The sequence below is a fragment of the Pseudomonas sp. RL_5y_Pfl2_73 genome, from assembly GCF_963970515.1.
Classification (GTDB): Bacteria; Pseudomonadota; Gammaproteobacteria; order Pseudomonadales; family Pseudomonadaceae; genus Aquipseudomonas.
The window spans coordinates 12,824-32,161 of the sequence record NZ_CAXAPD010000031.1 but is presented as its reverse complement, the minus strand read 5'-3'; the positions used below and the strand labels follow the sequence as shown (position 1 = coordinate 32,161).

Sequence of the window (19,338 nt, the reverse complement as noted above, 5' to 3'; positions counted from 1 at the left end):
CTTAACCGCGCGCGATAACCGCTGCGTCGGCTTCGACCTTTTCGGCCGCTTTCTGGCGAATCAGCCGTTCCAGCTCATCCACCAGATTGTCATTCGTCAGTTTCTGCGACGGCTTGCCGTCGATGTAAATCAGGTTCGGTGTACCGCCAGTCAGGCCGATGTGGGCCTCCTTGGCTTCGCCCGGCCCGTTGACCACGCAACCGATCACCGCGACATCCAGCGGCACCAACAGGTCTTCGAGGCGCCCTTCCAGCTCGTTCATGGTCTTGACCACATCGAAGTTCTGCCGTGAGCAGCTCGGGCAGGCGATGAAGTTGATGCCACGGGAACGCAGGTGCAGGGACTTGAGAATGTCGTAGCCGACTTTCACTTCCTCGACCGGGTCAGCCGCCAACGAGATGCGGATAGTATCGCCAATCCCTTCGGCGAGCAGCATACCGAGGCCGACGGCGGATTTCACCGTGCCCGAACGCAACCCACCGGCTTCGGTGATGCCCAGGTGCAGCGGCTGGACGATTTCCTTGGCCAGCAGGCGGTAGGCTTCGACGGCCATGAACACGTCGGAGGCCTTCACGCTGACCTTGAAGTCCTGGAAATTCAGGCGCTCGAGATGTTCGACGTGCCGCAGGGCCGATTCCACCAGCGCCGCCGGGGTCGGTTCGCCGTATTTCTTTTGCAGGTCTTTTTCCAGGGAACCGGCGTTCACGCCGATGCGGATCGGGATGCCCCGGTCGCGGGCGGCATCCACCACGGCACGTACACGGTCTTCGCGACCGATGTTGCCCGGGTTGATGCGCAGGCAATCCACACCCAACTCAGCCACGCGCAGGGCGATGCGGTAGTCGAAGTGAATGTCGGCCACCAAGGGGACCTTGACCAGTTGCTTGATCTTGCCGAACGCCTCGGCGGCGTCCATGTCCGGCACCGATACGCGCACGATGTCGACACCGGCGGCTTCCAGACGGTTGATCTGCGCGACCGTGGCGGCCACGTCATTGGTGTCGCTGTTGGTCATGCTCTGCACAGCGATAGGCGCATCGCCGCCCACGGGCACGTTGCCGACCCAGATCTTCCGGGATTCGCGACGCTTGATTGGAGATTCGCCGTGCATGACTTATTGACCCAACTTCAGGCGAGCGGTCTCGCCACTGGTGAACGGAGCGATATCGACCGGCTGGCCGTTGTAGCTGACCTGCGCGCCACGGGCATAACCCAGGCGTACGGCAAAGGGTGGCTTGCCGTTGATGGAGGTGCTGTCGCCCTTGCGCTTGAGGCCACTGAACAGCACCTTGCCGTTGCCGTCGGTGATCTGCGTCCAGCAGTCGGCGACAAACTGAATCTGTACCTGGCCTTCACCTGCGACAGGCGCCACCGCAGCCACTGGCGCTGCCGGGACGACTGGCGCGGCGTTGGTCGCAGGCGCAGCCACGGTCGGCGCTGGCGCGCTCGGAGCGTCAGGTACGGTGGCAATCGGTGCGCTGTCGGTGATCGGTGCAGCCGGCGCTGTTGGTGCAGCGGGCGCAGGGGCTGGAACAGCCGGCTCGACACCCGCCTGGGCATCGGCGGCGTCCTGGCCTTGTGGCAACACCAGGACGGTTTCGCCTTCGGCCTGACCCGCCACGACAGCCTGGTCTTCCGGCTCGTCCAGCGGATGGATCTGAGTGGTACCGTCGGCGCCTTCGACCTCAACGTGTTCAGGGCTCATGGCGATTGGTTCCTTGCCACGCAAGGAAGCTTGGTCCTGCCACCAGACAAAACCGCCACCAATCACCGCGAGCAACAGCAACAGGCTGACGATTCGCAAAATCGTGTGGGAGACGCGAACCGGCTCCTCGATGCGACCCAGGCTGTGCACGCTGCTGCCCTGGGCATCGGAACCGGTGTACTGATCGAATTGCTGGACCAGCACGGTCTGGTCCATGCCGAGTAACTTGGCATAGGCGCGGATATAGCCCCGGGCAAACGTGTGCCCAGGCAGCTTGTCGAACGCGCCCGTTTCCAGATTGCCCAAGGAGGTCACGGTGAGATTGAGCTTGAGGGCCACTTCAGCCAGCGACCAACCATTGCTTTCGCGGGCTTGACGCAGGGTCTCACCGGGATTTACGCGAGTCGCTGCTACAACTTCGGGATGCGCCGCTTTCATCATTGCTCCGACAGGTATTGCTGATATTCCGGCGTACCGGGATAGAGTCTTTTGAGTTGCAGGCCGTAACTTGCAGCCTTGTCGCGATCTTCAAACACATGTGCCAGCCGAACGCCGAGCAATAGACTACGTGCATTTTGCTCGCTCAGCAGGCTAAAACGCTCATAGTAGTCACGCGCGGGCACATAATGCCTGTCTTCGTAGGACAACTCAGCCATTTCCAGCAGCGCCCGCGGTTGCTGGCGGTTGAGCCGCAGCGCCTTTTCCAGGTGCTGGCGGGCCAGGTCACGCTGGCCCAACTGCGCGGCTGTCATGCCGAGGTTTTCGAAAACCCGCGAACGCTCGGGGTAGAGGGTGTCGGTGGCAGCCTGCTCGAAGCGCTCGTAGGCGTCCTTGTAGCGTTTCTGCTCGAAAAGAAAGCTGCCGTAGTTGTTCAGGATCCGTGCGTCTTGCGGGCGGGCAGACAGCGCCTTGCGAAAATGCTGGTCGGCCAGCTCCGGCTCCATTTCGGCCCGGAACACCAGGGCCAGGGCCGCGTTGGCATCAGGATCGGAATCATCCAATTCCAGGGCTTTCTTGAGCGGCACCTTGGCCCGCTCGGTCATGCCCTGCTGCAGGTAGCCAATACCCAGTTGCACGTAGGCCACACGCGCCTCGTCGCGCCCTTTGCTGGTCCTCATCGGGTTGTAGTCACCCGACAGGACACAACCGGAACAAAGGCCGGCCAACAGCAAAACGAGCGCGAAGCGCAGGGACATAGAGTTCCTCTCTTAGTGACTGTTCGCAGCGTTTTGCACCGCATCATCCGCGGCGTTCAACTCACGCACGGCAATGTAGCGTTCGCTGCGACGGGTGCGATCCAGCACCTGTCCTACCAATTGGCCACAGGCGGCGTCGATGTCTTCGCCGCGGGTGGTGCGCACGGTGACGTTGAAGCCCGCGTGGTGAAGCTGATCCTGGAAGCGACGAATCGCGTTGTTGCTCGGACGCTCGTAACCGGAATGCGGGAACGGGTTGAACGGGATCAGGTTGATCTTGCACGGGATGTTCTTGAGCAGCTCAACCATCTCGACCGCGTGTTCGACCTTGTCGTTCACATCTTTGAGCAGTGTGTACTCGATGGTCAGCACGCGTTTTTCGCCCAGGGACGACATGTAGCGCTGACACGACTCGAGCAGCATCTTAAGCGGATACTTCTTGTTGATCGGCACCAATTGGTTACGCAATGCGTCATTGGGTGCGTGCAGCGACAGCGCCAGGGAGACGTCGATATGCTTGGCCAGCTCATCGATCATCGGCACCACGCCTGAGGTAGACAGGGTCACACGGCGCTTGGAGATGCCGTAACCCAGGTCGTCCATCATCAGGTGCATGGCGGAAACGACGTTGTCGAAGTTCAGCAGCGGCTCACCCATGCCCATCATCACCACATTGGTGATGGCACGGTCTACGGTCGCCGGGACGCTGCCAAAGGATTTGTTGGCAATCCACACCTGGCCGATCACTTCGGCGGCGGTGAGGTTGCTATTGAAGCCTTGCTTGCCGGTGGAGCAGAAACTGCAATCCAGGGCACAGCCTGCCTGGGACGAAACGCACAAGGTGCCGCGCTTGCCCTGGGGAATGTAGACGGTCTCGACGCAGCTACCGGACGCCACGCGCACCACCCATTTACGGGTGCCATCGCTGGAAATGTCCTGGCTGACCACTTCGGGGCCGCGAATCTCGGCAACAGCCTTGAGCTTTTCGCGCAGGGCCTTGCCGACATTCGTCATGGCGTCGAAGTCGTCGACGCCAAAGTGGTGAATCCATTTCATCACCTGGCCGGCACGAAAACGCTTCTCCCCGATCGAGTCGAAGAATTTCTCCATTTCCGGCTGGGTCAGGCCCAACAGGTTGGTTTTGCCGTTCGATGTAGTCATGGATTCACCTTCACTCAAAAGCCTGGGCTTAGCGAGTGGTTACTTCAGTAGCGGAGAAAAAGTAAGCGATTTCGCGAGCAGCAGCGGCTTCGGAGTCCGAACCGTGAACGGCGTTGGCGTCGATGGACTCGGCGAAGTCAGCACGGATGGTGCCGGCAGCGGCTTCTTTAGGGTTGGTAGCGCCCATCAGCTCACGGTTGCGAGCGATAGCGTTTTCGCCTTCCAGCACCTGAACGACAACCGGACCGGAAGTCATGAAAGCAACCAGCTCACCGAAGAAACCACGCTCGCTGTGCTCAGCGTAGAAGCCTTCGGCTTCGGCTTTGGACAGCTGCTTCATTTTCGAAGCTACAACGCGCAGGCCAGCGTCTTCGAAGCGGGTAACGATCTTGCCGATCACGTTTTTAGCAACGGCGTCAGGCTTGATGATGGAGAAAGTACGTTGAACAGCCATGGTGTAACTCCAGAAACGGTAATTTGCGAAAAATTAAACCCGCGAATTATACGCGGGTTCAGGGGTATTGCCTAACCTGCCAGGTCGATCAGTCGATTTCTGCGATCCAGAGCGCCTGGACCGCCTCCAAGACCTTCTCGCCACAACGGCCAGAGGTATTGTCGAAATCGGGAAGTTCCATGATCCAGCGCTGCAAATCGACAAAATTCACAGTCAACGGATTCACGTCCGGCTTGGCTTCGGCCAGTTCTTCTGCGATGCGTTGTACATCATTCCAACCATAGCTCATGACAGTGTCACCATCAGTGCGGCGCTTCAGCCGCATGGTTAAGCGAATATTTCGGGATTTCGACGGTCAGGTCTTCGGTACCGACAATGGCTTGGCACCCCAGGCGCGATTGCGCCTCCAGGCCCCAGGCCCGATCGAGGAAATCCTCCTCCAGATCATCCGCCTCTTCCAGCGAGTCGAACCCTTCACGAATGATGCAATGGCAAGTCGTGCAGGCGCAGACCCCGCCACAGGCACTTTCCATCTCTATATGGTGCTCATGGGCCAGCTCGAGAATGGAAATTCCGGGCTCAGCCTCCACGACCATGCCCTCCGGACAGAACTTCTCGTGGGGCAGAAAAATCACCTGCGGCATCAGTTATTCCTCGATTTCATTCAGGTTGCGCCCCGCCAGGGCGGCTTTCACCGTCGAGTCCAGGCGGCGGGCAGCAAAGGCATCGGTGACGTGCGACAAACGCTTGGTCTGCTGCTCGATGGCATAGCCATCGGTGCCTTTGATCAATTCGGACAATTCCTGCATTTGCAGCTCGATGACCATGCGCTCTTCAGCGTCCAGCAACCGCTCGCCGTCGACCTCAAGGGCACCTTGCACGGCTTCGATCAGGCGCTGGGCGTCGACCTGCTGCTCGCGCAGCACACGCGCCACCTTGTCGTCGCCGGCATACTGGAAAGAATCCTTGAGCATCTTGGCGATTTCGCCATCGGTCAGGCCGTAGGACGGTTTGACCTGGATGCTCGCTTCCACGCCCGAACCCAGCTCGCGGGCGGAGACGTTGAGCAATCCGTCGGCATCGACCTGGAAGGTCACGCGGATCTTCGCCGCACCAGCGACCATGGCCGGGATGCCGCGCAATTCGAAGCGAGCCAGAGAGCGGCAGTCGCTGATCAGTTCACGCTCGCCTTGCAGCACGTGAATCATCATGGCCGACTGGCCGTCCTTATAAGTGGTGAAGTCCTGGGCGCGGGCAACCGGGATAGTGGTGTTGCGCGGAATCACCCTCTCCATCAGGCCGCCCATGGTTTCCAGCCCCAAGGACAACGGAATCACGTCGAGCAACAGCAGCTCGTCGCCATCGCGCTTGTTGCCAGCCAGGGTATCAGCCTGGATCGCGGCGCCGATGGCAACCACCTGATCCGGGTCGATTTCAGTCAGCGGCTGACGGCCAAAGGCCTCGGCAACGGCTTCGCGAACCCGAGGCACGCGGGTCGAACCACCGACCATGACCACGGCCTTGACGTCTTCAAGCTCTACGCCGGAATCGCGCACGGCACGGCGACAGGCCTTGAGGCTGCGGGCGACCATGGGCTCGATCAGGGCATCGAAGGCTTCGCGGGTCAGCGCCGCTTTCCACTCGCCATAAGCCACTTCAACGGTAGCGGCGTCGGTCAAGGCTTCCTTGGCGGCGCAGGCGGTTTGCAGCAGATGGCGCTGCGCACCCGGGTCGAGATCAGCGGACAAACCGGCTTGCTCGATGATCCAGCCAGCAATGGCATGGTCGAAGTCATCGCCGCCCAGGGCGCTGTCGCCGCCAGTGGCCAGGACTTCGAAAACACCGCCAGTCAGGCGCAGGATCGAAATATCGAAAGTACCGCCACCCAAGTCGTAGATGGCGACCAAGCCTTCGGCATGCTGGTCCAGGCCATACGCGACCGCAGCGGCTGTCGGCTCGTTGAGCAGGCGCAGCACGTTCAGGCCGGCCAGCTTGGCGGCATCCTTGGTGGCTTGGCGCTGAGCGTCATCGAAATAAGCCGGAACGGTAATGACCGCGCCCACCAATTCACCACCCAATGCCGCTTCGGCGCGCTGGCGCAGGACCTTGAGGATGTCGGCGGAAACCTCTACCGGGCTTTTCGGGCCCTGTACGGTTTCGATGAACGGCATGTGGGATTCGCCACCGACGAAGCGATACGGCAGTTGATCGCCCAATTGCTTGACGTCGGACAGACCACGACCCATCAAGCGCTTGACCGACACGATGGTGTTCAAAGGGTCGGTGGCGGCGGCCAGCTTGGCCGATTCGCCCACTTCAACGTGATTGGCGTGATAGCGCACGGCAGACGGCAGGATCACCCGCCCCTGCTCGTCGGCCAGCGGTTCGGAAAGACCGCTGCGCAAGGCAGCGACCAGGGAATTGGTGGTACCCAAGTCGATCCCGACAGCCAGGCGACGCTGGTGCGGTTGTGGACTTTGGCCGGGTTCGGCGATCTGCAGTAGGGCCATCGTAATCAGGACTTATCTGTAATCAGGCGTGCGACCGGAGCGGCACTGGGTTAATCGTCGAGGCGCTCTTCGAGCTGGCGCACTTCGTAGGTGAGCTTGTCGAGGAACTGCATGCGCCGCATCAGGCGTTCGGCCTGTTCGCGTTGCGCGGCATCATTCCAGCAGGCTGCGAAGCTTTCGTTCAGTTCTTGCTGGGCGTCTTTCAAGCGTCGCTTGAATACCGCGACACCGGCCAGGTCGGCACTGTCCTGCAGGTCTTCGAGCTCTTCGCGCCATTGCATCTGCTGCAAAAGAAACTCGGGATCGTGGACCGTGACCTCCAGCGGCAACTCATGGCCGCTGATGGTGAGCAGGTAACGCGCGCGCTTGGCCGGGTGCTTGAGCGTCTGGTAGGCCTCGTTGAGGTTCGCCGACTGCTCGAGCGCCCGCCGCTGCTCCGCCTCGGAAGCATCGGCAAAGCGATCGGGATGGACGCCACGGGCCAACTCAAGGTAACGCGCGGACAACTGCTCGAGATCCAGCTGGAACGCAGGTTGCATCTGGAACAGCGCAAAATGACAAGGAGTACCCACAAGCTGCCTCAGATGTTGAAGCTTTCGCCGCAGCCACATTCACCGCGCACGTTGGGGTTGTTGAACTTGAAGCCTTCGTTCAACCCTTCCTTGACGAAATCCAGCTCGGTGCCGTCCAGGTAAGACAGGCTTTTCGGGTCGATGATCACTTTCTGACCATGACTCTCGAACACCTGATCGTCTTCGCCCACTTCGTCGACAAATTCCAACACGTAGGCAAGGCCAGAGCAGCCCGTGGTGCGAACACCCAGGCGAATACCCTCGCCCTTGCCGCGCCCTGCGAGGGAACGCTGCACATGCTTAGCTGCCGCTTCTGTCATCTGGATAGCCATGGAAAACTCCTTACCGTAACGCGGATCAGATCAAGCCTTTCTTCTGCTTGTAATCGCGAACAGCGGCCTTGATGGCGTCTTCGGCGAGTACCGAGCAGTGGATCTTCACTGGCGGCAGGGCCAGTTCTTCGGCCAACTGTGTGTTCTTGATGGTTTCGGCTTCATCAAGGGTCTTGCCCTTCATCCACTCGGTGGCCAGGGAGCTGGACGCGATGGCGGAACCGCAGCCATAGGTCTTGAACTTGGCATCTTCGATGATGCCTTGCTCGTTGACCTTGATCTGCAGGCGCATCACATCGCCGCACGCCGGGGCGCCGACCATGCCGGTGCCGACATCAGGATCCTGCGCGTCCATCTTGCCGACGTTGCGCGGGTTCTCGTAGTGGTCGATGACCTTTTCGCTATATGCCATTTGCTTCAATCCTCATCAGTGAGTCGCTCTGGTGGCGACTTCTTCAGTGCGCCGCCCACTCGATTTTCGAAATGTCGACGCCGTCTTTGTACATGTCCCACAGCGGCGACAGAGCGCGCAGCTTGGTAACGGCCTCGCAGACTTTCTGCGCGGCGTAATCGATTTCTTCTTCGGTGGTGAAACGGCCGAAGGTGAAGCGGATCGAGCTGTGGGCCAGTTCGTCGTTGCGGCCCAGGGCGCGCAGTACGTACGAAGGCTCCAGCGACGCCGAGGTGCACGCCGAACCGGACGACACGGCCAGATCCTTGAGTGCCATGATCAGCGACTCGCCCTCAACATAGTTGAAGCTCAGGTTCAGGTTGTGCGGTACGCGGGCGGTCATGCTGCCGTTGACGTAGAGTTCTTCCAGGTGCTCGACCTGCTCGAAGAATCGGTCGCTCAGGGCCTTGATGCGCACATTCTCGGCAGCCATGTCTTCCTTGGCTACACGGAAGGCTTCGCCCATGCCGACGATCTGGTGGGTCGCCAGGGTACCGGAACGCATGCCACGCTCGTGACCGCCGCCGTGCATGGTCGCTTCGAGGCGAACACGCGGCTTGCGGCTGACGTACAGGGCGCCGATGCCTTTAGGGCCGTAGGTCTTGTGGGCCGAGAACGACATTAGGTCGACTTTCAGCTTGGACAGATCGATGTCGACCTTGCCGGTGGACTGGGCCGCGTCGACGTGGAACAGGATGCCCTTGGAGCGGGTCAACTCGCCGATGGCCGCGATGTCGTTGACGGTGCCGATTTCGTTGTTCACGTGCATGATCGAAACCAGGATGGTGTCGTCGCGCAGAGCGGCCTCCACCATCGCTGGAGTGATGATGCCGTCTTCACCCGGTTCGATGTAGGTGACTTCGAAGCCTTCACGCTCCAGTTGGCGCGTGGTGTCCAGGACAGCCTTGTGCTCGATCTTGGAGGTGATCAGGTGCTTGCCCTTGGTGTGATAGAAATGCGCGACACCCTTGATTGCCAGGTTGTCGGATTCAGTGGCACCGGAGGTCCAGACGATTTCACGCGGGTCGGCGTTGACCAGATCGGCAACCTGGCGACGGGCGCTTTCGACCGACTCTTCGGCCTTCCAGCCGAACACGTGGGAACGGGACGCCGGGTTACCGAAGTTTCCGTCGACCAGCAGGCATTCACTCATTTTTTGCGCAACACGCGGATCAACCGGGGTGGTCGCAGAGTAATCAAGGTAAATCGGCAATTTCATGGACTCTCTCCTAAATCAGGCTGGCTGGCGTTCCGCGTGCTCTGCGGCAGTCATTCGACGGCGGACGCTTCAATCTTGTCCAGGTGCGGCGCCTTGCTATTGCAACGGCGCTGGTCCTGACGCTGGGCTACTTCTTGCACCTCACGGCGAGTTACAAGGTCAGCCAAGCTGATACCACTTAGAAATTCGTGGATCTGCAGGCTGAGGTCACACCACAAGTGGTGGGTCAGGCAAGTATCGCCGCCATGGCAGTCGCCAAGGCCCTGGCATTTGGTCGCATCGACCGATTCGTTCACTGCATCGATCACCTGGGCGACCTGGATGCCCTGCATGTCGCGCGACAACTGGTAGCCGCCGCCCGGGCCGCGAACACTGGAAACCAGGTTGCTACGGCGCAGCTTGGCGAACAGCTGTTCAAGGTAGGACAGGGAAATGCCCTGGCGCTCGGAGATATCGGCCAGGGACACCGGCCCGTGCTGCGCATGCAATGCCAGATCCAGCATTGCCGTCACGGCGTATCGGCCTTTTGTAGTCAGTCGCATGGACAATTACCACGGAGTTCGGAATGGGGCGAGTATGCAATTCCCGAGTATTTAAGTCAAGTATAAGACCTAGTGCTTTACTCGGGTTTACCCGCGAAAGAGCGCGCGCATGATAGCAAAGGCTGGTCGACGGCGACCAGCCATACCGCGCTATCGCTCATCACGAGCAAGCTTTGCTCCCACAGGATCCTCCCCCATAGAGGAGGCCTGTAAAAACCAGGACTCCCGTGGGAACAAGACTTGCCCGCGATGCAGGCACCTCGGTTTAGCTGGCCTGGGTTTCATCCTTGTCCTTCACACACGCAAAGTCTTCCTCGCGCAGCTCAGGCAGGTCCTTGGCACAGTAATTACTGCCCAGGTCTTTCAGGGCGCCGCACATCCCCTCCAGGCGCCCATCGACGGCCTGCAGGTGATCGAGCAACTGGTTGATGGCGCGGGCGACCGGGTCGGGCATGTCTTCGCCGACACCGTAGGCGTCGAAGCCGATCTTCTCAGCCATGGCCTTGCGCCGGGCATCCTGCTCGTCGTCGGACTTGACGATGATCCGCCCCGGAATGCCCACCACGGTCGCACCGGGCGGCACAGCCTTGGTGACCACGGCGTTGGAACCGACTTTCGCCCCCGCCCCCACCGTGAACGGCCCGAGCACCTTGGCCCCGGCCCCCACCACCACGCCGTCTTCCAGCGTAGGGTGGCGCTTGCCTTTGTTCCAGCTGGTGCCACCGAGGGTCACGCCCTGGTACAGGGTGACGTCGTCGCCGATCTCGGCGGTTTCGCCGATGACGATACCCATGCCGTGATCGATGAAGAAGCGGCGACCGACCTTGGCGCCCGGATGGATCTCGATCCCGGTCAGCCAACGCCCGAAGTTCGAGACCAGCCGCGCCAGCCACTTCCAGCCCATATTCCACAAGGCGCCGGACAGGCGGTGGATCCAGATCGCGTGCATCCCCGGGTAGCAGGTCAGCACTTCAAAGGCATTGCGCGCCGCCGGGTCACGATGGAAAACACTTTGGATATCTTCACGCAAACGTTCGAACATTTTATTTCTTCCGCTTAATCAGCTCGCCACGGGCCGCCTTCTGGGTTTCCGTGAGGATGCCGCGCAATATATTCATCTCCGCCCGGCTGACCGAGCTTCGTCCGTACAACCGACGCAGGCGCGCCATCAAGTGCCGCGGCTTTTCCGGGTCGAGGAACTCGATGTCCACCAAGGTCTGCTCCAAGTGTTCATAGAATCGCTCCAGCTCGTCCATTGTCGCCAGTGTCTCACTGCGCGGCGACGTGACCTCGGTTTTTTCGACTTTGCTGGGCTTGCCTTCGGCTGCCAGCCAAGCCATGCGCACTTCGTAGCCCAACACCTGCACCGCCGCCCCCAGGTTCAAGGAACTGAACTCCGGGTCGGAAGGGATATGCACGTGAAAGTGACATCGCTGCAGCTCGTCATTGGTCAGGCCGGAGTCTTCACGACCAAACACCAGGGCGATCTCAGAGCCTTGCGCGGCCTCATCGACCACTTTGGTGCCGCATTCGCGGGGGTCGAGCAGCGGCCAGGGAATACGCCGGTCGCGGGCGCTGGTGCCGAGCACCAGGTTGCACCCCACCAAGGCGTCTTCCAGGGTAGCGACGACCTGGGCGTTGGCCAGGATATCGCCGGCGCCAGAGGCCCGGGCATCGGCCTCGTGATGGGGAAACAAGCGCGGCTCGACCAGCACCAGCCGCGACAGGCCCATGTTCTTCATGGCCCGCGCAGCTCCGCCGATGTTACCCGGATGGCTGGTATTGACCAGGACGACACGAATGTTCTGCAACAAGGGAGGCGCTCTCGAACACGATAAAGGGAGCAAATCTTACATAAGCACCTACCGTTAAGCTATGAAAGCGAACACCAACCTTCTCCTGAGAAAACTTTCTGATAGAATGCGCGGCTTTCTTTAACAACCTTAGGTGACACATCCATGCAGCCCATGCTGAATATCGCGCTGCGCGCCGCCCGCAGCGCCAGTGAACTGATCTTCCGCTCCATCGAGCGCCTGGATACCATCAAGGTCGATGAAAAAGACGCCAAGGACTACGTGTCCGAGGTTGATCGCGCCGCCGAGCAAAAAATCGTCGACGCCCTGCGCAAGGCTTATCCAAACCACTCGATCCTCGGTGAAGAGACCGGCATGCACGCCGGTACTGGCATCGAAGGCGAAGAGTACCTGTGGATCATCGATCCGCTGGACGGCACTACCAATTTCTTGCGCGGCATTCCTCACTTCGCTGTCAGCATCGCCTGCAAATACCGTGGCCGCCTGGAACACGCCGTTGTGCTGGACCCGGTTCGCCAGGAAGAATTCACTGCCAGCCGTGGCCGTGGCGCCCAACTGAACGGTCGTCGCCTGCGCGTCAGCGGCCGCACCAGCCTGGACGGCGCCCTGCTGGGTACTGGCTTCCCGTTCCGCGATGACCAGATGGACAACCTGGACAACTACCTGGGCATGTTCCGCGCCCTGGTCGGCCAGACCGCCGGCATCCGCCGTGCCGGCGCTGCGAGCCTGGACCTGGCTTATGTGGCTGCTGGCCGTTTCGATGCGTTCTGGGAGTCGGGCCTATCCGAATGGGACATGGCCGCAGGCGCCCTACTGATCCAGGAAGCCGGCGGCTTGGTGAGCGACTTCACCGGCGGCCACGATTTCCTTGAAAAAGGCCACATCGTTGCCGGCAACACCAAATGCTTCAAGGCTGTGCTCACCGCCATCCAGCCCCACCTGCCGGCTTCGCTGAAGCGCTAAGCAACCGGCCAGAGAAAAAGCACCCTTCGGGGTGCTTTTTTTATGCCCGAATTTCGACATACCTCCAATTATTTGCAAGAGTCTGCGGGAGCAAAGCCTGCTCGCGACGACTGCGGCACATTCAACATTGATGCAGTCTGACCCGCTGCTTTCGCGAGCAAGCCCGCTCCCACAGGGGACCTGGGGGGGGGGGGCATGAAATGCGGGCGAAAAAAAAAGCACCCCGAAGGGTGCTTCTTTCATCGCGACTGGGTCACTGAGCCGGTTCGTTCTGCCCCAGGATCAGCTGACCTTCCTTGTTCACCGGGATCTGGTTACCCGGGTCGCGATCCATGCGGACTTTGCCTTCTTTGCCGTCGAGCATGTAGCGAACATCGTAGCCTACAACCTTGTCGCTGATGTCATTGACCGTGTTGCAGCGGGTTTGGGTGGTGGTGTAGGTGTCGCGCTCCTGCATGCCTTCCTGAATCTTGTTACCGGCATAACCGCCACCGGCCGCACCCGCCACGGTGGCGATTTTCTTGCCGGTGCCGCCGCCGATCTGGTTGCCCAACAGGCCACCGGCTACCGCGCCCAGGACGGTACCGGCGATCTGGTGCTGGTCCTGGACCGGCTTCTGCCGGGTTACGGTGACGTCCTTGCAGACTTCACGCGGGGTCTTGATTTGGGTCTTGACCGGCTCCACGGCCAGTACTTGCGCATACTCAGGGCCACTTTTTACCAAGCTGTAGGTGGCGACCGCACCACCGGCTGTTACACCGACAGCACCCAATACCGCACCAACCAGCATCGATTTGTTCACTTGAACCTCCTGACTATCACAAGCGGACTAATCCGCGCTTCTCCCAGCCTTGGAGCACAAAAAAAGGCGCGAGTTCAACTCGCGCCTTTTCAGCTGTGACGGAGGGAGCGGCGAGCCTTACGGGCGGTCGTCCACTTCCGTTTCAGTAGCCGCAGGAGGAATCAGGTCCTCGGTAGTCAAGTTCAGCCAGACCAACACCACGTTGGCGATGTAGATCGACGAGTAAGTACCCGCCAACACACCGATGAACAGCGCGATGGAGAATCCGAACAGGTTGTCGCCCCCAAAGAACAGCAGCGCGGCAATCGCCAGCAAGGTGGAGATCGACGTCGCCATGGTCCGCAACAAGGTCTGGGTGGTCGAGATGTTGATGTTCTCGATCAAGGACGCCTTGCGCAGCACGCGGAAGTTCTCACGCACCCGGTCGAACACGACGATGGTGTCGTTGAGCGAGTACCCGATGATTGCCAACACCGCCGCCAACACCGTCAGGTCGAAGGTGACCTGGAAGAACGACAGGATACCCACGGTTACGATCACGTCGTGGATCAGCGAGACAATCGCGCCCACCGCGAACTTCCACTGAAAGCGGAAGGCCAGGTAGAGCAGGATGCCGCCCAGGGCCATCAGCATGCCGAGACCGCCCTGGTCGCGCAGCTCTTCACCCACTTGCGGGCCGACGAACTCGACGCGCTTGACCTGGGCCGGGTTGTCGCCACCAGCCTTCTGCAAGGCTTCGGCCACTTGGTGGCCCAACTGCGGGTCTTCACCCGGCATGCGCACCAGCAGGTCGGTGGTTGCACCAAAGCTCTGCACGACGGCATCGCTGTAGCCCGACGCTGCCAGTTGCTCGCGCACCTGGGTGACGTCGGCCGGACGCTCGTAGGTCAGCTCGATGAGCGTGCCGCCGGTGAAGTCCAGACCATAGTTCAAGCCCTTGGTGGCCCAGCTGAACAGCGCCAGGACGGTAAGGAACAATGTGACGCCGAACGCAATGTTGCGAACGCCCATGAAGTTGATTGTACGTAACATGGCAGCCCCTTAAATCCACAACTTCTTGAAGTCACGGCCACCATAAATCAGGTTGACCATTGCACGGGTCACCAGAATGGCTGTGAACATCGAGGTAAAGATCCCGAGGGACATGGTCACTGCAAAACCCTTGACCGGGCCGGTGCCCATGGCGAAGAGAATTCCGCCGACCAACAACGTGGTCAGGTTGGCATCGATAATCGCAGTGAATGCCCGGCCGAAGCCTTCGTTGATTGCCCGCTGGACCGACATGCCCGCGGCGATCTCTTCACGTATCCGCGAGAAGATCAGCACGTTGGCGTCTACCGCCATGCCCATGGTCAGCACGATACCGGCGATACCCGGCAGGGTCAGCGTGGCCCCCAGCAGCGACATCAGCGCCAGCAGCAGCACCATGTTCACCCCCAGGGCGACGGTGGCGATGATGCCGAAGAAGCGGTAGATGGCAATGATGAACAGCGACACGAACAACATGCCCCACAGCGAAGCATCGACACCCTTGGCAATGTTGTCGGCGCCCAGGCTCGGGCCAATGGTGCGTTCTTCAGCGAAGTACATTGGCGCGGCCAGACCACCGGCACGCAGCAGCAGGGCCAGCTCCGAGGACTCACCCTGTCCGTTCAGGCCAGTGATACGGAACTGACTGCCCAGCGGCGACTGGATGGTCGCCAGGCTGATGATCCTCTTCTCTTCCTTGAAGGTCTGCACCGCGACGTCTTTCTCGACGCCGTTGACCACCTGCTTGGTGTACGTGGTGGTCGGCTTCTGCTCGATGAAGATCACCGCCATGCTGCGACCGACGTTGCTGCGCGTAGCGCGGTTCATCAGCTCGCCGCCATGGCCGTCCAGGCGAATGTTCACCTGAGGGCGACCCTGCTCGTCGAAGCTCGCCTGGGCGTCGGTCACCTGGTCACCGGTGATGATCAAGCCACGCTCGATCTGCGCCGCCGGACGACCGCCCTCACGGAACTCGAAGCTCTCGGAAGTAGCCCTGGAAGCACCCGGCTCAGCGGCCAGGCGGAACTCCAGGTTGGCGGTCTTGCCGAGGATACGCTTGGCTTCGGCGGTGTCCTGCACACCAGGCAGCTCGACCACGATGCGGTTGGCGCCCTGGCGCTGCACGATCGGCTCGGCCACACCCAGCTCGTTGACGCGGTTACGCACCGTGGTCAAATTCTGCTTGATGGAGTATTCGCGGATTTCCGCCAGCTTGGCCGGGGTCATCGCCAGACGCAGCACCACCTGACCATTGAGGTCGGCCGGAACAATGTCGAAATCATTGAAGTTCTTGCGGATCAACGCACGGGCCTTTTCGCGGGTATCTTCATCGCTGAAGCCCAGCTGAATGGCACCGTCGAGTGGCGGCAGGCTGCGATAACGCACGCGGTCTTTGCGCAGCAAGCTCTTGACATCGCCTTCGTAGACTTTCAGACGCGCATCGAGAGCTTTGTCCATGTCCACTTCCAACAGGAAGTGCACACCACCGGACAAGTCCAGGCCCAACTTCATCGGATGCGCGCCAAGGTTGCGCAGCCATTGCGGGGTGGTCTGGGCCAGGTTCAGGGCCACCACGTAATCGTCGCCCAACGCCTTGCGTACCACATCCTTGGCAGGCAGTTGGTCTTCAGCCTTGACCAGGCGCAACAAGCCGCCCTTGCCGTTTTCGGCGATGGACGCAGCCTTGACCTCGATGTTGGACGCCTTGAGCGCAGCGCTCGCACGGTCCAGATCGGCCTGGGTGACCTGCAGCGCAGTGCTTGCGCCACTGACCTGAATGGCCGAGTCATCCGGGTATAAATTGGGAGCGGAATAAATCAGACCGACCGCCAGCACCGCCAGGATCAGTACATATTTCCACAGAGGGTATTTGTTCAGCATCACGCCGCCCGCTTATGACGCGGGGCGCCTTGCGCGCCCCGTCGATTGAAAAGAAGTTGTTACTTAGATCGCTTTCAGCGTGCCTTTTGGCAGCGTGGCCGCGATTGCGCCCTTCTGGAACTTCATTTCAACAGTGTCGGACACTTCCAGTACCACGAAGTCATCAGCCACTTTGGTGATCTTGCCAGCGATGCCGCCGGTGGTGACCACTTCGTCGCCCTTCTGCAGGCTGCTGAGCAGGTTCTTCTGCTCTTTGGCGCGCTTGGCCTGTGGACGCCAGATCATCAGGTAGAAGATGACCAGAAAACCAACCAGGAAAATCCACTCGAAACCACCGCCCATAGGGCCGGCAGCCGGTGCAGCCGCGTCAGCCATGGCATTAGAGATAAAAAAGCTCATTTAGCACTCCAGTTGCAAGTATTGAATCTAGGGATCGGAAAACTCAGTCCAAGGGCGGTACAGGCAACCCGCGCTTGGCATAGAAGGCCTCGACAAAGGCGGCCAATGTACCTTGTTGGATAGCCTCGCGCAAACCAGCCATAAGCACCTGATAATGGCGCAAGTTGTGGATGGTATTGAGCATACTGCCGAGCATTTCGCCGCATTTGTCCAAATGATGCAGATAAGCGCGGGAGAAGTTCTGGCAGGTATAGCAATCGCAGGTCGGATCCAGCGGCGAATCATCATGGCGATGGAACGCGTTACGAATCTTCAGCACACCCGTGTCGATGAACAGATGCCCATTGCGGGCATTACGGGTTGGCATCACGCAATCGAACATGTCCACCCCGCGGCGCACACCCTCAACCAGATCTTCCGGTTTGCCAACGCCCATAAGGTAACGAGGTTTGTCAGCCGGCATTTCGCCCGGTAAGTAATCGAGCACCTTGATCATCTCGTGCTTGGGCTCGCCCACCGACAGGCCGCCAATCGCCAGGCCGTCGAAGCCGATCTTGTCCAGGCCTTCGAGCGAGCGCATGCGCAGGTCACGGTGCATGCCGCCCTGGACGATGCCGAACAGCGCCGCGGTGTTGTCACCATGGGCGTTCTTCGACCGCTGGGCCCAGCGCAACGACAGCTCCATGGAGACCCGCGCCACGTCTTCATCGGCCGGGTACGGCGTGCATTCGTCGAAGATCATCACGATGTCCGAGCCCAGGTCGCGTTGTACCTGCATCGACTCTTCCGGCCCCATGAACACCTTGGAACCATCGACCGGAGAAGCGAAGGTCACGCCCTCCTCCTTGATCTTGCGCATCGCGCCCAGGCTGAACACCTGGAAACCGCCGGAGTCGGTCAGGATCGGGCCTTTCCACTGCATGAAATCGTGCAAGTCGCCGTGGGCCTTGATCACTTCCATGCCCGGGCGCAGCCACAGGTGGAAGGTGTTGCCCAGGATGATTTCCGCACCAATCGCCTCGATGTCACGCGGCAGCATGCCCTTGACCGTGCCGTAGGTGCCCACCGGCATGAACGCGGGGGTTTCCACGGTACCGCGGGGGAAGGTCAGACGACCGCGACGAGCCTTGCCATCGGTGGCGAGCAACTCGAAGGACATGCGACAGGTGCGACTCATACTGTTTCCTCGGGCCCGCGTGGCGCGGGATTACGGGTGATGAACATCGCATCACCGTAGCTGAAAAAGCGGTATCCATGCTCGACGGCGGCCTTGTAGGCGGCCATGGCTTCGGGATAACCGGCGAACGCCGAAACCAGCATCAACAGCGTGGATTCGGGCAAATGAAAGTTGGTGACCAGGGCATCGACCACATGAAACGGCCGGCCCGGGTAGATAAAGATATCGGTGTCGCCACTGAACGGCTTGAGCACGCCATCGCGCGCGGCGCTTTCCAGGGACCGCACGCTGGTGGTCCCCACCGCCACCACCCGCCCGCCGCGCGCGCGACAGGCCGCCACGGCATCGACCACGTCCTGGCTGACTTCCAGCCATTCGTTGTGCATGTGGTGGTCTTCGATACGCTCCACGCGCACCGGCTGGAACGTCCCGGCGCCGACGTGCAGCGTCACGAACGCCGTCTCCACGCCCTTGGCGGCAATCGCCTCCAGCAACGGCTGATCAAAATGCAGCCCCGCCGTCGGCGCCGCCACCGCCCCCAGGCGCTCGGCGTACACGGTCTGATAACGCTCGCGGTCCGAACCTTCGTCCGGGCGGTCTATATAAGGAGGCAACGGCATGTGCCCGACACGGTCGAGCAACGGCAACACCTCTTGGGCAAATTCCAGCTCGAACAACGCATCATGCCGCGCCACCATCCGCGCCTCACCGCCACCGTCGATCAAGATCGACGAACCGGGCTTGGGCGACTTGCTCGACCGCACATGGGCCAGCACACGGTGACTGTCCAGCACCCGCTCCACCAGAATCTCCAGCTTGCCGCCGGAGGCCTTCTGGCCAAACAAACGCGCGGGAATGACGCGGGTATTGTTGAACACCATCAAATCGCCTGGGCGCAAATGCTCAAGCAAATCAGTGAATTGACGGTGAGCCATGGCACCGCTGACCCCGTCCAGGGTCAACAGTCGACTGGCGCGACGCTCGGCCAGAGGGTGGCGAGCGATCAGCGAATCCGGGAGTTCGAAGGTAAAGTCAGCAACACGCATGATGGGGTTCGTCTAGCAGGGCCGCAAAGTCTAGCGGAAATATCAAAAATTCTCCATGAAACGTGATTGACCAACGGTAGTCACC

The 19,338-nt window shown here is 60.6% G+C and carries 22 protein-coding genes; 1 reads left to right on the top strand and 21 read right to left on the bottom strand.

Going from position 1 to position 19,338, the window contains the following annotated elements; translation table 11 throughout:
- Position 1: 1 nt before the first annotated feature.
- The 15 genes from ispG to trmJ all read right to left on the bottom strand — a co-directional run bounded on the left by ispG (position 2) and on the right by trmJ (position 11,956).
- Positions 2-1,111, bottom strand: a complete 1,110-nt coding sequence (ispG, locus tag AACY42_RS23990; RefSeq protein ID WP_003185136.1) for a flavodoxin-dependent (E)-4-hydroxy-3-methylbut-2-enyl-diphosphate synthase — start codon at positions 1,109-1,111, stop codon at positions 2-4.
- Positions 1,112-1,114: 3 nt separating this feature from the next.
- Positions 1,115-2,143 carry a RodZ family helix-turn-helix domain-containing protein gene (locus AACY42_RS23985; RefSeq protein ID WP_339482760.1) on the bottom strand — a complete coding sequence of 343 codons (1,029 nt, stop codon included), beginning with the start codon at positions 2,141-2,143 and terminating at the stop codon, positions 1,115-1,117.
- Positions 2,143-2,901, bottom strand: a complete 759-nt coding sequence (gene pilW / locus AACY42_RS23980) for a type IV pilus biogenesis/stability protein PilW (RefSeq protein ID WP_339482758.1) — start codon at positions 2,899-2,901, stop codon at positions 2,143-2,145. The genes AACY42_RS23985 and pilW overlap by 1 nt, the downstream gene beginning before the upstream one ends.
- A gap of 12 nt (positions 2,902-2,913) precedes the next feature.
- A complete protein-coding gene (gene rlmN, locus AACY42_RS23975) occupies positions 2,914-4,062 on the bottom strand; it encodes a 23S rRNA (adenine(2503)-C(2))-methyltransferase RlmN (RefSeq protein ID WP_339482756.1) in 1,149 nt (382 codons plus the stop codon).
- 28 nt (positions 4,063-4,090) lie between these two features.
- Positions 4,091-4,516: a nucleoside-diphosphate kinase gene (ndk, locus tag AACY42_RS23970; protein WP_042727994.1), complete on the bottom strand. Its 426-nt coding sequence runs from the start codon at positions 4,514-4,516 to the stop codon at positions 4,091-4,093.
- 88 nt (positions 4,517-4,604) lie between these two features.
- Complete coding sequence (gene iscX / locus AACY42_RS23965; protein ID WP_339482754.1) at positions 4,605-4,805, bottom strand: Fe-S cluster assembly protein IscX; 201 nt, start codon at positions 4,803-4,805, stop codon at positions 4,605-4,607.
- Between the two features lie 13 nt (positions 4,806-4,818).
- Positions 4,819-5,160 carry an ISC system 2Fe-2S type ferredoxin gene (gene fdx, locus AACY42_RS23960; RefSeq protein WP_018611575.1) on the bottom strand — a complete coding sequence of 114 codons (342 nt, stop codon included), beginning with the start codon at positions 5,158-5,160 and terminating at the stop codon, positions 4,819-4,821.
- A gap of 3 nt (positions 5,161-5,163) precedes the next feature.
- Positions 5,164-7,026, bottom strand: coding sequence for a Fe-S protein assembly chaperone HscA (gene hscA, locus AACY42_RS23955; protein ID WP_339482752.1), 1,863 nt, complete (start codon positions 7,024-7,026; stop codon positions 5,164-5,166).
- A 50-nt stretch (positions 7,027-7,076) separates the two neighbouring features.
- On the bottom strand, positions 7,077-7,598 hold the full coding sequence (hscB, locus tag AACY42_RS23950) for a co-chaperone HscB (protein WP_339482751.1): 522 nt from the start codon (positions 7,596-7,598) through the stop codon (positions 7,077-7,079).
- 8 nt (positions 7,599-7,606) lie between these two features.
- On the bottom strand, positions 7,607-7,930 hold the full coding sequence (gene iscA, locus AACY42_RS23945; protein WP_339482749.1) for an iron-sulfur cluster assembly protein IscA: 324 nt from the start codon (positions 7,928-7,930) through the stop codon (positions 7,607-7,609).
- 25 nt (positions 7,931-7,955) lie between these two features.
- Positions 7,956-8,342, bottom strand: a complete 387-nt coding sequence (gene iscU / locus AACY42_RS23940; protein WP_003185157.1) for a Fe-S cluster assembly scaffold IscU — start codon at positions 8,340-8,342, stop codon at positions 7,956-7,958.
- A gap of 43 nt (positions 8,343-8,385) precedes the next feature.
- Positions 8,386-9,600, bottom strand: a complete 1,215-nt coding sequence (locus AACY42_RS23935; protein ID WP_339482747.1) for an IscS subfamily cysteine desulfurase — start codon at positions 9,598-9,600, stop codon at positions 8,386-8,388.
- 50 nt (positions 9,601-9,650) lie between these two features.
- Positions 9,651-10,142, bottom strand: a complete 492-nt coding sequence (gene iscR, locus AACY42_RS23930) for a Fe-S cluster assembly transcriptional regulator IscR (protein WP_003185160.1) — start codon at positions 10,140-10,142, stop codon at positions 9,651-9,653.
- A 265-nt stretch (positions 10,143-10,407) separates the two neighbouring features.
- Positions 10,408-11,184, bottom strand: a complete 777-nt coding sequence (gene cysE / locus AACY42_RS23925; RefSeq protein WP_003197992.1) for a serine O-acetyltransferase — start codon at positions 11,182-11,184, stop codon at positions 10,408-10,410.
- Between the two features lies 1 nt (position 11,185).
- On the bottom strand, positions 11,186-11,956 hold the full coding sequence (gene trmJ, locus AACY42_RS23920) for a tRNA (cytosine(32)/uridine(32)-2'-O)-methyltransferase TrmJ (RefSeq protein WP_339482746.1): 771 nt from the start codon (positions 11,954-11,956) through the stop codon (positions 11,186-11,188).
- A gap of 144 nt (positions 11,957-12,100) precedes the next feature.
- On the opposite strand from trmJ, the gene suhB reads away from it, so the two are divergent.
- A complete protein-coding gene (gene suhB, locus AACY42_RS23915) occupies positions 12,101-12,919 on the top strand; it encodes a type III secretion system regulator SuhB (RefSeq protein ID WP_003185165.1) in 819 nt (272 codons plus the stop codon).
- 253 nt (positions 12,920-13,172) lie between these two features.
- On the opposite strand, the gene AACY42_RS23910 is transcribed toward suhB, so the two are convergent.
- The 6 genes from AACY42_RS23910 to queA all read right to left on the bottom strand — a co-directional run bounded on the left by AACY42_RS23910 (position 13,173) and on the right by queA (position 19,253).
- Positions 13,173-13,721 carry a glycine zipper 2TM domain-containing protein gene (locus tag AACY42_RS23910; RefSeq protein ID WP_003197986.1) on the bottom strand — a complete coding sequence of 183 codons (549 nt, stop codon included), beginning with the start codon at positions 13,719-13,721 and terminating at the stop codon, positions 13,173-13,175.
- A gap of 117 nt (positions 13,722-13,838) precedes the next feature.
- A complete protein-coding gene (secF, locus tag AACY42_RS23905) occupies positions 13,839-14,753 on the bottom strand; it encodes a protein translocase subunit SecF (RefSeq protein ID WP_339482743.1) in 915 nt (304 codons plus the stop codon).
- 9 nt (positions 14,754-14,762) lie between these two features.
- Positions 14,763-16,631 carry a protein translocase subunit SecD gene (secD, locus tag AACY42_RS23900; RefSeq protein ID WP_339482742.1) on the bottom strand — a complete coding sequence of 623 codons (1,869 nt, stop codon included), beginning with the start codon at positions 16,629-16,631 and terminating at the stop codon, positions 14,763-14,765.
- Between the two features lie 63 nt (positions 16,632-16,694).
- Positions 16,695-17,030 carry a preprotein translocase subunit YajC gene (gene yajC, locus AACY42_RS23895; RefSeq protein ID WP_007982729.1) on the bottom strand — a complete coding sequence of 112 codons (336 nt, stop codon included), beginning with the start codon at positions 17,028-17,030 and terminating at the stop codon, positions 16,695-16,697.
- 43 nt (positions 17,031-17,073) lie between these two features.
- Complete coding sequence (gene tgt, locus AACY42_RS23890) at positions 17,074-18,189, bottom strand: tRNA guanosine(34) transglycosylase Tgt (protein WP_181288045.1); 1,116 nt, start codon at positions 18,187-18,189, stop codon at positions 17,074-17,076.
- A 14-nt stretch (positions 18,190-18,203) separates the two neighbouring features.
- Positions 18,204-19,253 (bottom strand): tRNA preQ1(34) S-adenosylmethionine ribosyltransferase-isomerase QueA, encoded by a 1,050-nt coding sequence (queA, locus tag AACY42_RS23885; protein WP_339482741.1) that lies wholly within the window; start codon positions 19,251-19,253, stop codon positions 18,204-18,206.
- Positions 19,254-19,338: the final 85 nt, after the last annotated feature.